We start from the raw sequence: 12,595 nt of genomic DNA, 5'->3' as shown, positions 1-12,595 counted from the left end.
CATGCTGGAACATCTGAAAAACACGGATTACGGCACGCCTTTGAGCCTGTCCGAAGAACTGGTCACTCTGCAGATTGATGGCCGCGAAGTCACCGTGCCCAAGGGCACATCGCTGATGCGCGCAGCGGTGGATGGCGGCATCAAAGTGCCCAAGCTGTGCGCCACTGATTCGCTAGAGCCGTTTGGCTCCTGCCGCCTGTGTCTGGTGCAGATCGAAGGGCGCAAAGGTTTTCCTGCGTCCTGCACCACGCCTGCCGAAGCGGGCATGAAGGTCAAGACCCAGAGCCCGCAACTGCAGGAATTGCGCAAAGGCGTGATGGAACTGTACATCTCCGACCACCCGCTGGACTGCCTGACCTGCTCATCCAACGGTGACTGCGAGCTGCAGGACATGGCTGGTGTGGTCGGTCTGCGCGAAGTGCGTTACGGCATGGATGGTGCCAATCACTTCAAGGGTGAGGCCAAGGTCGAGGTGGATACCTCCAACCCCTATTTCAACTACGACCCCAGCAAGTGCATTGTCTGCAACCGATGCGTGCGTGCCTGCGAGGAAACTCAGGGCACGTTTGCCTTGACGATTTCGGGCCGCGGCTTTGAGTCGCGCATCACGGCCGGGCAGGGCGATGACTTCATGGCCAGCGATTGCGTCAGCTGTGGTGCCTGCGTGCAGGCCTGCCCCACGGCCACCTTGCAGGAAAAAGCCGTGGTCGAGCTGGGCCAGAGCGAGCACAGCGAGATCACCACTTGTGCCTACTGCGGCGTGGGCTGCGGCTTCAAGGCCGAGATGAAGGGCGAGCAGGTTGTGCGCATGGTGCCGTGGAAGGATGGCAAGGCCAACGAAGGCCATGCCTGCGTCAAGGGCCGCTTTGCCTGGGGCTATGCCACGCACAAGGATCGCATCACCAAGCCCATGATCCGCGCCAAGATTACTGATCCCTGGCGTGAAGTCAGCTGGGAGGAAGCCATTGGTCATGCGGCCAGCGAGTTCCGCCGCATTCAGGCCCAGCATGGCAAGGATGCTATTGGTGGCATCACGTCCTCGCGCTGCACCAACGAAGAAACCTATCTGGTGCAAAAGCTGATTCGCGCAGCGTTTGGCAACAACAACGTCGATACCTGCGCGCGTGTTTGCCATTCGCCTACGGGCTATGGCCTGGGTCAGACCTATGGCACTTCGGCGGGTACCCAGACTTTCAAGTCGGTGGAGCAGTCCGATGTGATCATGGTGATAGGCGCCAACCCCACGGCAGCGCACCCGGTGTTCGGCTCGCGCATGAAAAAGCGCCTGCGCGCGGGTGCCAAGCGCGGCGGCGCCCGGCTGATAGTGATTGACCCGCGCGAGATTGATCTGGTCAGCTCACCGCACATCAAGGCCGACTATCACCTGCAGCTCAAGCCCGGCACCAATGTGGCCATGATTACGGCACTGGCCCATGTGATCGTCACCGAAGGCTTGCTGGCCGATGCGTACATTGATGAGCGCTGTGATGCCAAGTCTTTCGAGCAATGGAAGGTGTTTGCGGCCAGACCCGAAAACTCGCCAGAAGCGACGGCTGAAGTGACGGGCGTTGCGCCGGAGCTGGTGCGTGGCGCAGCGCGTTTGTATGCGCGGGGCGATGCCAGCATGCAGGGCCGCCAGGTCAATGGCGCGATCTACTATGGCCTCGGCGTGACCGAGCATGCGCAAGGCTCAACCATGGTCATGGGCATTGCCAATCTGGCCATGGCCACGGGCAATGTGGGCCGCGAAGGCGTGGGCGTGAACCCGCTGCGCGGCCAGAACAATGTGCAGGGCAGCTGCGACATGGGCAGCTTTCCGCATGAGCTGCCGGGCTACCGCCATATCTCGGACAGCATTACGCGTGCCGAGTTTGAAGGCGCATGGGGCGTGCGGCTCAGCCCAGAGCCGGGTCTGCGCATTCCCAATATGTTTGAAGCAGCGCTGGGCGGCAGCTTTCTGGGTCTGTACTGCGAGGGCGAGGACATTGTGCAGTCTGACCCCAACACCCAGCATGTGACTGCCGCGCTGTCGGCCATGCAGTGCGTGGTGGTGCAGGACATCTTCCTTAACGAAACTGCCAAGTTCGCCCATGTGTTTCTGCCGGGTTCGTCCTTCATGGAAAAGGACGGCACCTTCACCAACGCCGAGCGCCGTATCTCGCGTGTCACCCAGCTGATGCAGCCGCAGGCTGGTTATGCCGACTGGGAAGTGACGCAGCTGCTGAGCAATGCGCTGGGTTACCCCATGAACTACACCCACCCCGAGCAGATCATGGCCGAGATTGCTTCGCTGACCCCAAGCTTTGCAGGCGTGAGCTACGAGAAGATCGAACGCCTGGGCAGCGTGCAATGGCCTTGCAATGACAGCACGGACGAGGCCGGAACCAGCATCATGCACAAGGAAAAATTCGTGCGTGGCAAGGGTCGCTTCATCATCACGCAATATGTGGCGACCGATGAAAAAGTCACCCAGCGTTTTCCGCTGTTGCTGACCACGGGGCGCATTCTTTCGCAGTACAACGTGGGTGCGCAGACCCGCCGCACGCCCAATAGCCAGTGGCACAGTGAAGACCGGCTGGAAATTCACCCGCTGGATGCCGAAGACCGTGGCGTGCGTGATGGCGACTGGGTGGGTATTGAAAGCCGCGCCGGTCACACGGTGTTGCGCGCCATGGTGACTGAGCGCATTCAGCCCGGCGTGGTCTATACCACCTTCCATTTCCCGGAGTCGGGTGCGAACGTGATTACCACCGACAGTTCTGACTGGGCCACCAACTGCCCCGAGTACAAGGTGACCGCTGTGCAGGTGATGCCGGTGGCCCAGCCTTCAAGCTGGCAGCAAGGCTACAGGCGTTTCAACGATCAGCAGCTCGGCCATCTGGCTGCGGCGCAGCTGGAGGCGGGAGAGCTGTGATGGACGTGAGCAATCTGATCCGCATGGCCAACCGTATTGGCGAATTTTTTGAAGCCATGCCTGACCGTGACGAGGCCCTGCACGGCATTGCAGAGCATATTCAGAAGTTCTGGGATCCGCGCATGCGTGGGCACTTGCTGACTGCTCTGGCGCAGGCCGAGGAGGCTCAGCACCTCTCGCCCATTGTGCGAGAGGCGTTGCTGCGCCATGAAAAAATGCTGGCCAGCGTGGTGGCATGAGAGGCTTGCAGCTGTCATAGTTCAAGGCTTGACAGGTTTTTCGCACGCTTTGCGTCTCTGGTTTTTGTATGACAGTTTCCCGATTTTCTGCTGCCCAGCTGGGGCCGCATCTGCGCCTGATTGGCATGGCTTTGCTCTGGGGTGCTTCCTGGCCCGCAGGCAAAGTGATTGCCCAGAACATGCCGCCACTGGCCGCCGCCAGCCTGCGTTTTTTGCTGGCCGCCATAGTGCTGCTGCCGTGGATGTATGGCACCGTGGGCTTTAGTCCACTCAAAAAGTGGAGCGCCCAGCGCTGGATGGGTATGGCGCTGGCGGGTGCTACAGGCGTATTTGGCTATGCCGCCATGTTCTTGATGGGGCTGCAGCACATTCCGGCTGGCAAGGCTGCGCTGCTGATTACGCTCAATCCTGTTCTTACCCTGCTGCTGGCCGTCTGGATTTTCAAGGAGCGCATCAACGGCGTGATTGGGCTGGGCATGGCGGTAGCCGCCATGGGCGCGGTGGTGGTGATCTCGCACGGCAATCCGCTGCAGGTTTTTAACGGCGCTCTGGGCGTGGGTGAATGGTTGATTCTGGGCTGCGTGGCCTGCTGGGTCAGCTACACCTTGCTGGGGCGCTGGGTGATGGATGGTGTGGATGCACTGTCTGCCACCGCGGTGACCTCCACACTGGGCGCGCTGATGCTGCTGGTTAGCAGCCTGTGTGTGGAGGGAACGCAGGGCTTTGCGCAAGCATTTCACAGCTCTGCCAAGGCCTGGGGGGCATTGCTGTTCCTGGCCTGGGGTGCAACGGCGCTGGCTTACGCCTGGTACTTCGCCGGTGTGAAGGCGCTGGGTGTTGGTGCCGCTTCCGGCTATATCACGCTGGTGCCGGTGATTGGGGTGATTCTTTCGGCACTGCTGCTGGGCGAGAGCATTGAAAGCTCCATGCTGATTGGCGGTGCAATGGCGGTGCTGGGCACGGCAGTCATGAACTGGGGCCGTCGCGCAGTGGCGTGAGCGAGCGGCTCAGGCTGGGTCATAGCGCGCATATCGTGGATTGAACCAGCGTACATCCTGCTTGCCCAGTTCTTGCAGATGGGCCTTGGCCTGCTGCACCAGGGGGCGCTGCAAGTCCTTGAACTGCAGCGCGCGTGATTTTCCTGCCTCTTCTAGCCCCAGTATGCTGGCCTGAGTGCTGGTGTCGCTGTAGCTGCGCACGACTAAGCTCAGGCCGCCCAGCGTGAAGCGGTAGATGTCGTACTCGTAGTAGTAATCGTAGTAGCCATCGGCATCCAGCTCGCCCGCGTCGATGTGATGGCTGCACTCCACCTGCATAGCGTCGCTCCGTTCAGGTCTGATGATTTTGCGCAAGGGCTTGCAGCAGATTCTGGCAAGCGTCTTCGACCAGATCCAGCACATGTTCAAACCCGCGCTCGCCGCCATAGTAGGGGTCTGGCACTTCGCGGTCTTCAAAGCGCTGGCAGTAGTCGGTCAGGCGCTTCATGCGCTGCTGCTGGGCGGCAGTGGCAATGCGGCGTGCAGCGATTTCATTGGCGCTGTCCATGACCAGAATCAGATCGAAATCGTCAAAGTCCTGGCGCGTCAGCTGGCGTGCGCGCTGAGCGCTCAGATCGTAGCCACGGCGCAGCGCGTGCTGCTGGCTGCGGGCGTCAGGTGGGTCGCCCACGTGGTAGCTGTGTGTGCCGGCCGAGTCCACTTGCACCCGATGCTCAAGCCCCGCATCAGCCACCATCTTTTCCAGCACGCCGTGCGCGGTGGGGCTGCGGCAGATATTGCCGGTGCAGACCATGAGCACGCGAAAGGGTTGCGTCTGTTTCATAGCTGTGGTTCCTGTGTTTGTGCGGGTGCGGCTGGTGTGGGTGCGTTTTGTGCCTCGGCAACCTTGGCTTCCAGCCCGCTGATTTGCAGCTTCAACTGGCGAATGCTGCTTTGCATGGTCACGCCCAGCAGGCGGCGCATGGCTTCAAAGAACAGCACCAGAAACAGCACCACGGGCAGTACGCCCCAGCGCAGCCAGGGCGAAGCGTGGTTGACCCAGGCGACGATGCAGACCATTGCGGAAAGCACTACGGCAAACAGGTTCCATTTTCTGGAGCGTTGCATTTTCTGCTCGTATTGCTGGCGCGTGGCTTCCAGTTTGATGCCGGTTTCTTTGAGCTTTTCGAGGGACGTTTGCAGCTCTTGCAAAGTGCTTGCGGGGGAGGAGGACGGTTCTTGCATGGAAGTTGGATTCTTCAAATTTGATAGCTGATAGCGCTGATTGAATAAGCGCTTCAGGCAGATTTAATCGAAATGGTGTGCTGTGCGAAGCGCATCAAATTCCGCGCTCCACTGCGGGCGCAGGCTGCGCTTTTCACTGTCGTCAATCCAGGCGGCATCTATGCCGTTGAGCATGAAGCCTTTGAGGTCATCCATGGAAAAACCAAAGTCGCTGACCATCTTGGTCCAGGCTCCCGTGGGGTTGACATGGTGCAGCGTGGGGTCGTCGGTATTGGGGTGCACGCGCAGGCCCATGGAGGGCATTTGGCGAATGGGGTGGTCCAGCGCCCAGCGCTCAGGGGCCAGCGTGCGCAGATAGTAAGAGTTGGTAGGCACCACGGTGAACACCATGCCCAGATCAGCACAGCGCTGGGCCAGTTCGGGGTTGTCGATGACGGTGTAGCCGTGGTCCACACGGTCCACCTTGAGCAGCTCGATGGCGGTTTGCAGATTGTTCCAGGGCAGGCCGAATTCGCTGGCGTGGGCCGTGGTCTTGAGGCCGTTTTTGCGCGCCAGTGCATAGGCTTCCAGAAACAGCTCGGGCGGGCGATCGTTTTCGCGGTAGTCGATGCCGATGCCGGGCACGTCTTCATGGCGGTTGTCCAGCATCCATTGCACCATCTGCACAGCCGCTTCGGGCGGGGCTTCGCGGTCAATCGATGGCACCAGTCGCCCGCGTATGCCGCAGTCCTTCTGCGCGGCGGCGGAACCGGAAAGAATCGCCTGCTGGGCCTGCGCGTAGCTCATGCCCGAGCATTGCACCGTGCCTGTGGGGTTCCAGAAAAATTCGGCATAGCGCACGTTGTGGGCGGCGGCATCCTGCAGGTATTCGTAGGTGATGCGTTCCAGGTCTGCCGGGGTTTGCAGCAACCATTGATCCAGTGCGCGCAGCACACGCAGCACACCCACAGGCTTTTCGCCGCGTGTGTAGAAGGCTTCGATCTCTTCTCGCGTCAGTGCGGCCGTGGATCGTTCGGCCAGCTCGATAAACGTGTTCTTGCGTACCGTACCCAGCAGGTGGCAGTGCAGCTCCATCTTGGGGATGGCGTGGGCAAAGGCGGTCAATTCAGGGGTGGGGGCAGTCGGCGCAGCATTCATGGCGCTGATGGTAGTGATTTGCCATCATCCCAGTGTTCCTGTGGGCAGCGTTCTACGTGGGCTTGTGCGGCTGCGCTATCGTTCACGCCATGCAAGCATCATCTGTCTGGACTTTGGGACTGCGCAACCTGTGGCGCGACCTGCGCGCGGGAGAGCTGCGCCTGATTATTGTGGCCGTGCTGCTGGCCGTGGCAGCCCTCACCTCGGTGGGCTTTTTTGCCGACCGTCTGCAGGGCGGTCTGCAGCGCGATGCGCGCCAGCTGCTGGGCGGTGATGTGGTGGTGGTCAGCGACAACCCCGCGCCAGCGATCTTTACGGAGCATGCCCACGCGCAGAAGTTGCAGACCTTGGCAACGGCCAGCTTTCCGACCATGGCGCGGGCCGATCAGGCGCAGGGCGGTGCCAGCCGTCTGGTGGCCCTCAAAAGCGTGGCGGTGGGTTACCCGCTGCGCGGCGTGCTGCATCTGAATCAGGGGCCAGGTCAGCCTGATCTGGAAGTGCGGGCCACGCCAGAAAGCGGGTATGTCTGGGTCGATGCGCCGCTGCTGGAGGCGCTGGGCCTGAAGCTGGGCGACCGGCTGCTGCTGGGCGATGCCAGCTTTCATATCTCTCACATCATCGCCATTGAGCCGGACCGGGGCGCAGGCTTCATGAGCTTTGCGCCGCGCGTGATGATCAACAGCGATGACCTGGCGGCAACGCGGCTGGTGCAGCCTGCGAGCCGTATCACCTATCGGCTGGCTGTGGCTTCCGTGGCTGAGATGGGGCGTGCGGGCGAGCAGGCGGCCAAAGCCTATCTGAGCTGGGCACAAGAGCAGGCCAAGAGCCTGCATGGTGTGCGTATTGAGTCGCTGGAAAGCGGCCGCCCCGAGATGCGCCAGACGCTGGACCGGGCCGAGAAATTTCTGAGTCTGGTGGCGCTGCTGTCCGCACTGCTATCTGCCGTGGCCGTGGCGCTGGCTGCGCGGGCGTTTGCCAACAGCCACCTGGATGCATCGGCCATGCTGCGCGTGCTGGGCCAAAGCCAGCGCCGCATTGCCATGAGCTATGTGGTGGAGTTTGCCTGTATCGGCCTGGCGGCCAGTGTGGCTGGTGTGTTGCTGGGCTGGGGTGTGCACCATGTCTTTGTCTGGCTGCTGGCCGGGCTGGTGGATGCGGCGCTGCCTGCTGCCAGCATCTGGCCTGCGGTGTTTGGCGTGGGCATGGGCATGACTTTGCTGCTGGCCTTTGGCCTGCCGCCCGTGCTGCAACTGGCGCAAGTGCCACCGCTGCGCGTGATGCGGCGCGACCTGGGGACTATCAGACCCGCTTCCTGGCTGGTGCTGGGCGTGGGTGTGGCCGGCTTTGCGGCCTTGCTGATGGCGGCCAGCCGCGATGTGAAGCTGGGCTTGATTGCCGTGGGTGGCTTTGCCGTGGCGGTGCTGCTGTTTGCGGGCCTGGCCTGGCTGGCCGTCAAGCTGCTGCGCCGGGTGGTGAATGAGGCAACGGCCCCGCGCTGGCTGGTGATGGCTACGCGCCAGGTGTCGGCCAAGCCTGTGTATGCGGTGGTGCAGGTCAGCTCGCTGGCCGTGGGGCTGCTGGCGCTGGTGCTGCTGGTGTTGCTGCGCACCGACTTGATTGCCAGCTGGCGCAAGGCCACGCCTGCCAATGCGCCGGATCGCTTTGTCATCAACGTTCAGCCCGATCAGGCGCAGGACTTTCAGGCGGCCTTGAAGAAAGCGGGCGTGCAAAGCTATGACTGGTTTCCCATGATTCGTGGCCGCCTGATTGCCATCAATGGCAAAGATGTCACACCCGATGACTATGCCGAAGACCGTGCCAAGCGGCTGGTGGACAGAGAGTTCAATATCTCCACATCCGAGACCATGCCCGAGCACAACCAGATTGTGGGTGGCCACTGGACAGCGGGCGAGGAAGGCGCCATCAGCATGGAAGAAGGCATTGCCAAGACGCTGGGCCTGAAGCTGGGCGACAGGGTGCGCTTTGATGTGGGCGGGCAGGAAAGCGAGGCACGTATTACCAGCTTGCGCAAGGTGGACTGGAGTTCGATGCGGGCCAACTTCTTTGTTATCTACCCGGTCAAGCACCTGGAGAACGTGGCCGTGACCTATCTGGCCGCCTATCGCGCGCCGGGCACAGCGGGCTTTGACAATGCGCTGGTCAACCAGTTTCCGAACATTACCAATGTCGATCTGAGCAGCACACTGGCCCAGGTGCAGCGGGTGATGGATCAGGTCATTCGTGCGGTGGAGTTTCTCTTTGGCTTCACGCTGGTGGCGGGGCTGGTGGTGTTGTTCGCATCGGTCACCGGCACGCGCGAGGAGCGGGCGCGTGAGTACGCCATCATGCGTGCCGTGGGCGCAAGATCAGGCCTGTTGCAGCAGGTGCAAAGCGCCGAGCTGGCGGGCGTGGGCCTGATGGCAGGCTTTCTGGCCAGTTGTGTGGCCCTGGCCGTGGGATGGGCACTGGCGCGCTGGGTGTTTGATTTTGAGTGGAGCGTGCTGTGGTGGGCTCCGCTGGTGGGCGCACTGGCGGGCGCTGCGCTGGCCTGGCTGGCCGGATGGTGGGCGCTGCGCGAGGTGGTGAGGCGACCCGTGATGCAGACGCTGAGGCAGGCGCAGGAGTGATGGCTAATCAAAATTCATAGCTGTAAGCGCTGGATGTCTTTGCGCTATGGTCTGCTTTTATACATAAATTGCCTTGCGTCAGCGCAGGGGAAGCGCTGGCAAGGACAATGCACGCATTACGCCGCAACCCAATCCGTAACCCAAAGCACCATGCAGATAGAAGAAAAGCCACCGTTTGACACGCCCTACGAATGGATTGGCGGGGAAGAAAAAGTTCAGCAACTGGTTGCGCGCTTTTATGACCTGATGGACCTGGAGCCAGGCTACAAGGAACTGCGCGCCGCCCACGGCAGCACGCTGGAAGATGCGCGCCAGAAGCTGTTCTGGTTTCTGTGCGGCTGGCTGGGCGGCCCTGACTACTATCAGGAGCGCTTTGGTCACCCGCGCCTGCGCATGCGCCATATGCCGTTTTCGATTGGCATTCAGGAGCGTGACCAGTGGGTGGCCTGCATGGATCAGGCCATGGGCGAAACCGGCGTGCCAGAGGCCTTGCGCACCCGCCTCAAAGCCAGCTTCATGAACACGGCAGACTGGATGCGCAACCGGGGTGTGTGACAGGGCGCATGACAGAACCTGCCGTGCCTTGGATCTGTCAAATTTCCTTCATGGCTCTGTCAATCACTGTGCGGAAACTGCTTGCACTTCAACAAGCAGGATTTCCTCATGCAGGACTATTCCGTGCCCGCCGCAATGCTGCGCGCGGGCGACTTCCGCTCCACCTTCAAAGCACGCCGATATTGGCTGACCGCACTGGGTTGCGCCACTTTGCTGGCCGCTTGTGGTGGCAGTGACGACAGCACGTCAGCGCCCACGCCTCCAACGGCCAGCAGCCAGCCCGCAACCGCCACACTGGCCGTGCTGGAGACGACGGACCTGCACTTCAATGTGCGCAGCTTTGACTATTTCAAGCTGGCGGAAGACAAGACCTATGGCTTTGAGCGCACAGCCACGCTGATTCGCCAGGCGCGCAAGGAATTCGCCAACACGCTGCTGGTGGACAACGGTGACACCATTCAGGGCACGGCGCTGGCCGACTACGAGGCCGAAGTCAAGCCCATTCCCTGCACGCAGCAGCTATCCATGTACAAGGCCATGGGCGCGCTGAGCTTTGATGCGGGAACGCTGGGCAATCACGAATTCAATTACGGCCTGCCGTTTCTCAATCAGGTGCTGGGCGGTGGTCTGGATGTGGAGGGTGTGGACGCCAGCCAGAAATGCGCAGGCAACGGCTTTCCCGCTGTGCTGGCCAACGTCTACAGCAGCAAGACCAAGAAGCCGCTGGTGCAGCCCTATGTGCTGCTGGAGCGCACCATGGTGGCCAAGGGCAGCGACGGCAAAGAGGTCAAGCTGCCCATCAAGATTGGCGTGATTGGCTTTACCACGCCGGGCATCATGAACTGGGACAAGCGCTACCTTGACGGCAAGGTCTATACCGAAGGTTCGGTGGAATCCGCCGGTAAATATGTGCCAGAGCTGCGCGCCAAGGGCGCTGATGTGGTGGTGGCCCTGCTGCATGGCGGCATGGATGGATCAGCCTATTCGGCCACCATGGAGAACCCGGGCCTGTATCTGTCCAAGGTAGCGGGCATTGATGCCATGGTCATGGGGCACCAGCACAGCGTCTTCCCCGATCTGTCGGCCAAGCCTGCATTTAGCCAGAGCGGTGTGGACAACCAGGCCGGAACGGTCAACGGTGTGCCTGCTGTCATGGCCAGTTCCTGGGGCAAGGCGCTGGGCGTGATCCAGTTGCCACTGCAGTGGGATGGCAAGAAGTGGAGCGTAGCCAAGACCGGCAGCAAGAGCGAGCTGCGCAATATCCAGAACAAGGATGCGGCAGGCACCACCGTATTTGTCGATGCTGACCCGGCGATTGCACCGCTGATTGAAACCCAGCATCAGGCAGCCATCAGCTATGTGAAAACGCCGATTGGTAGCACTGACTTCCGCATGAGCACGCTGTTTGCCGATGTGGGCGACCCCGGGGCGATCCAGATCGTCAACCAGGCGCAGCAAAGCTATGTGGCCAGCTACATCAAGGCCAATCTGCCGCAGTACGCCAGCTTGCCCGTGCTGTCCGTTAGCGCGCCGTTCAAGTCGGGCTTTCAGGGCGGTAAGGACTTCACCGATGTCGCCGCTGGCCCGCTGGCCATCTACAACGCAGCCGATCTTTATCTGTACCCCAACACCGTGTATGGGGTGAAGGTGAACGGCGCCGACATCAAAGACTGGCTGGAAGCTGCGGCCCAGCGCTTCAACCAGATTGATGTGAACAAGACTGCGGAGCAGCAGCTCATCAGCAGCTTCCCCGGCTACAACTTCGACATGTTCACCACAGCGGATGTGCAGTACGAAATTGATGTGACCCAGCCCAAGGGCAGCCGCATCAAGAACCTGACCTATCTGGGCAAGCCCATCGATACCGCGCAGGAATTTGTGATTGCCACCAACAACTATCGTGCCACCAGCGGCAAGAGCTTTATTCCCAAGCTCGACGGCTCGTCGGCCATCTGGGCCTCGCCTGACGCCAACCGCGATGTGGTGATCGAGTATGTGCGCAAGAACCCGCAAGTCACCCGTGCGGCCAATGGTGCCGCTAAGAGCTGGCGCTTTACCAAGGTCGCCACGGTTGGCCCGGTGGTGTTCAGCTCGGGCACTGCGGCCTTGAGTGTGGCGCAGGCTGCGGCATTGAATGGTGTTTCCATGCTGGCCGCCGATGATGGTTCGGGCAAGGGCATGAGCAAGTACCAGATCGATCTTTCCAAGTAAGCATTGCCATCCTTGATACCCGCCATGGTGCTGGCCGCCATGGCGGGTTTTTCATGGCGCTGGCTATGATGCGCAAATTCATGGAGGGAGCTTGAGATGGGATATTTCGCGCTGGTGGCGGTGGTGCTGGTCGTGCTTCTGGTCTGGGTGGTCGCCGTGTACAACCGGCTGCGCACCCACCAGAATCGGGTGGAAAACGCATTTGCACAGATTGATGTGCAGCTCAAGCGCCGTCATGACCTGATTCCCAATCTGGTAGAGGTTGCGCGCGGCTATATGCAGCACGAAGCCCAGACGCTGGAAGCCGTGATTCGCGCGCGTGGTGAGGCAGTCAGCGCGGCAGACAGAGCGCGCCAGTCACCAGGCAAGGCGCAGGCCATGGGTGCGCTCATGGCGGCAGAGCAGGTGCTGGGTGGACAGATGGGCCGCCTGATGGCGCTGGCAGAGGCCTACCCAACCCTCAAGGCCGATGCGCGCATGCAGCAGCTCAGCGAAGAAATTACCAGCACCGAAAATCGCATTGGCTTTGCGCGCCAAGCCTATAACGATGGGGTGCTGGATTTCAATAATCAGGCGGGGCGGTTCCCCGACCTCATCGTGGCGCGACTGGCGGGGTTTGTGCATATGGACATGCTGGCGTCCACCCAGAATGAGCAGGAGCGCGCAGCCCCGAAAGTCAAGTTTTAAGTC

11 protein-coding genes are annotated in these 12,595 nt (G+C 61.2%); 7 read left to right on the top strand and 4 right to left on the bottom strand.

From position 1 onward, the window contains the following. Position 1: 1 nt before the first annotated feature. From fdhF to JDW18_RS17495, 3 genes are all read left to right on the top strand, one after another. The gene (gene fdhF, locus JDW18_RS17505; RefSeq protein ID WP_218240743.1) at positions 2-2,914 is read left to right on the top strand and encodes a formate dehydrogenase subunit alpha; all 2,913 of its coding nucleotides are present in this window, start codon (positions 2-4) and stop codon (positions 2,912-2,914) included. After that, complete coding sequence (locus tag JDW18_RS17500) at positions 2,914-3,153, top strand: formate dehydrogenase subunit delta (protein WP_218240741.1); 240 nt, start codon at positions 2,914-2,916, stop codon at positions 3,151-3,153. The genes fdhF and JDW18_RS17500 overlap by 1 nt, the downstream gene beginning before the upstream one ends. 68 nt (positions 3,154-3,221) lie before the next feature. Beyond that, positions 3,222-4,151, top strand: coding sequence for a DMT family transporter (locus tag JDW18_RS17495; RefSeq protein ID WP_218240740.1), 930 nt, complete (start codon positions 3,222-3,224; stop codon positions 4,149-4,151). 9 nt (positions 4,152-4,160) lie between these two features. Here the strand turns inward: JDW18_RS17495 and JDW18_RS17490 are convergent, their stop codons facing one another. The 4 genes from JDW18_RS17490 to JDW18_RS17475 form a co-directional block, all read right to left on the bottom strand. After that, positions 4,161-4,469 (bottom strand): hypothetical protein, encoded by a 309-nt coding sequence (locus JDW18_RS17490; RefSeq protein ID WP_218240739.1) that lies wholly within the window; start codon positions 4,467-4,469, stop codon positions 4,161-4,163. 13 nt (positions 4,470-4,482) lie between these two features. Beyond that, positions 4,483-4,974, bottom strand: a complete 492-nt coding sequence (locus JDW18_RS17485) for a low molecular weight protein-tyrosine-phosphatase (RefSeq protein ID WP_218240738.1) — start codon at positions 4,972-4,974, stop codon at positions 4,483-4,485. Next, positions 4,971-5,375 (bottom strand): hypothetical protein, encoded by a 405-nt coding sequence (locus tag JDW18_RS17480; protein WP_218240736.1) that lies wholly within the window; start codon positions 5,373-5,375, stop codon positions 4,971-4,973. The genes JDW18_RS17485 and JDW18_RS17480 overlap by 4 nt, the downstream gene beginning before the upstream one ends. A 63-nt stretch (positions 5,376-5,438) precedes the next feature. Continuing rightward, complete coding sequence (locus JDW18_RS17475) at positions 5,439-6,512, bottom strand: adenosine deaminase family protein (protein WP_218240734.1); 1,074 nt, start codon at positions 6,510-6,512, stop codon at positions 5,439-5,441. Positions 6,513-6,601: 89 nt separating this feature from the next. Between JDW18_RS17475 and JDW18_RS17470 the strand changes: the two genes are divergently transcribed. The 4 genes from JDW18_RS17470 (at position 6,602) to JDW18_RS17455 (ending at position 12,592) form a co-directional block, all read left to right on the top strand. After that, a complete protein-coding gene (locus tag JDW18_RS17470; RefSeq protein WP_218240732.1) occupies positions 6,602-9,139 on the top strand; it encodes an ABC transporter permease in 2,538 nt (845 codons plus the stop codon). A 150-nt stretch (positions 9,140-9,289) separates the two neighbouring features. Beyond that, positions 9,290-9,694: a group II truncated hemoglobin gene (locus JDW18_RS17465; RefSeq protein ID WP_218240730.1), complete on the top strand. Its 405-nt coding sequence runs from the start codon at positions 9,290-9,292 to the stop codon at positions 9,692-9,694. Between the two features lie 135 nt (positions 9,695-9,829). Next, complete coding sequence (locus tag JDW18_RS17460; RefSeq protein WP_218243966.1) at positions 9,830-11,905, top strand: bifunctional 2',3'-cyclic-nucleotide 2'-phosphodiesterase/3'-nucleotidase; 2,076 nt, start codon at positions 9,830-9,832, stop codon at positions 11,903-11,905. A 96-nt stretch (positions 11,906-12,001) separates the two neighbouring features. Further along, positions 12,002-12,592 (top strand): LemA family protein, encoded by a 591-nt coding sequence (locus tag JDW18_RS17455; protein WP_218240727.1) that lies wholly within the window; start codon positions 12,002-12,004, stop codon positions 12,590-12,592. Positions 12,593-12,595: the final 3 nt, after the last annotated feature.

The sequence above is a fragment of the Comamonas fluminis genome (assembly GCF_019186805.1).
Taxonomy (GTDB): Bacteria; Pseudomonadota; Gammaproteobacteria; order Burkholderiales; family Burkholderiaceae_C; genus Comamonas; species Comamonas fluminis.
Note: the sequence above shows the minus strand (reverse complement) of the source record. Positions and strands in the feature narration are given on the sequence as shown.

Excerpts from the sequence above, each read along its gene's own strand:
- JDW18_RS17495 (WP_218240740.1), top strand. The coding sequence starts at position 3,222 with ATGACAGTTTCCCGATTTTCTGCTGCCCAGCTGGGGCCGCATCTGCGC.
- JDW18_RS17475 (WP_218240734.1), bottom strand. The coding sequence starts at position 6,512 with ATGAATGCTGCGCCGACTGCCCCCACCCCTGAATTGACCGCCTTTGCC.
- JDW18_RS17500 (WP_218240741.1), top strand. The coding sequence starts at position 2,914 with ATGGACGTGAGCAATCTGATCCGCATGGCCAACCGTATTGGCGAATTT.
- fdhF (WP_218240743.1), top strand. The coding sequence starts at position 2 with ATGCTGGAACATCTGAAAAACACGGATTACGGCACGCCTTTGAGCCTG.
- JDW18_RS17485 (WP_218240738.1), bottom strand. The coding sequence starts at position 4,974 with ATGAAACAGACGCAACCCTTTCGCGTGCTCATGGTCTGCACCGGCAAT.
- JDW18_RS17470 (WP_218240732.1), top strand. The coding sequence starts at position 6,602 with ATGCAAGCATCATCTGTCTGGACTTTGGGACTGCGCAACCTGTGGCGC.
- JDW18_RS17490 (WP_218240739.1), bottom strand. The coding sequence starts at position 4,469 with ATGCAGGTGGAGTGCAGCCATCACATCGACGCGGGCGAGCTGGATGCC.
- JDW18_RS17455 (WP_218240727.1), top strand. The coding sequence starts at position 12,002 with ATGGGATATTTCGCGCTGGTGGCGGTGGTGCTGGTCGTGCTTCTGGTC.
- JDW18_RS17465 (WP_218240730.1), top strand. The coding sequence starts at position 9,290 with ATGCAGATAGAAGAAAAGCCACCGTTTGACACGCCCTACGAATGGATT.
- JDW18_RS17480 (WP_218240736.1), bottom strand. The coding sequence starts at position 5,375 with ATGCAAGAACCGTCCTCCTCCCCCGCAAGCACTTTGCAAGAGCTGCAA.
- JDW18_RS17460 (WP_218243966.1), top strand. The coding sequence starts at position 9,830 with ATGCTGCGCGCGGGCGACTTCCGCTCCACCTTCAAAGCACGCCGATAT.